The following is an 829-nucleotide window of genomic DNA, read 5'->3' as shown; positions in this document are numbered from 1 at the left end:
ATGATCCCCACCCTCTTAACCGCCACCATCTGCTACATCATCGCCTTCATCGCCGCTCCTCCCGTTGACATCGACGGTATTCGCGAGCCCGTTGCAGGTTCCTTAATGTACGGAAACAACATCATCACCGGTGCTGTTGTTCCTTCTTCTAATGCGATTGGTCTGCACTTCTACCCAATTTGGGAAGCAGCTTCTCTCGATGAGTGGCTCTATAATGGCGGCCCCTACCAGTTAGTGATTTTCCACTTCCTGCTTGGCGTGTTCTGCTACATGGGTCGCGAATGGGAATTATCTTACCGCTTAGGTATGCGTCCTTGGATCTGCGTAGCTTACTCTGCACCAGTGGCAGCAGCAACAGCAGTATTCTTGATCTACCCTATCGGTCAAGGTTCTTTCTCCGATGGTATGCCTTTGGGTATCAGCGGAACTTTCAACTTCATGATCGTGTTCCAAGCTGAGCACAATATCTTGATGCACCCCTTCCATATGTTAGGTGTGGCTGGTGTGTTTGGTGGTTCTCTGTTCTCTGCAATGCACGGTTCGTTGGTGACTTCTTCTTTGTTGCGTGAAACCACTGAGGCTGAATCTCAAAACTACGGTTACAAGTTCGGTCAAGAAGAAGAAACTTACAATATCGTTGCAGCTCACGGCTACTTCGGTCGTTTGATTTTCCAATACGCTTCATTTAACAATAGCCGTTCTTTGCACTTCTTCTTGGGTGCATGGCCAGTTGTGGGTATCTGGTTTACCGCTTTGGGTATTTCCACGATGGCTTTCAACTTGAATGGTTTTAACTTCAACCAATCGATTATCGACTCACAAGGTCGTG

The 829-nt window shown here is 47.8% G+C and carries 1 protein-coding gene; it reads left to right on the top strand.

Annotated features, from left to right (window positions below):
* On the top strand, positions 1-829 hold an 829-nt coding region (gene psbA / locus OSCI_RS12050), incomplete at both ends, for a photosystem II q(b) protein (protein ID WP_039962215.1).

This window comes from Kamptonema sp. PCC 6506 (genome assembly GCF_000180455.1).
Lineage (GTDB): Bacteria > Cyanobacteriota > Cyanobacteriia > Cyanobacteriales > Microcoleaceae > Kamptonema > Kamptonema formosum.
This window is presented reverse-complemented; position numbering and strand designations above follow the sequence as displayed.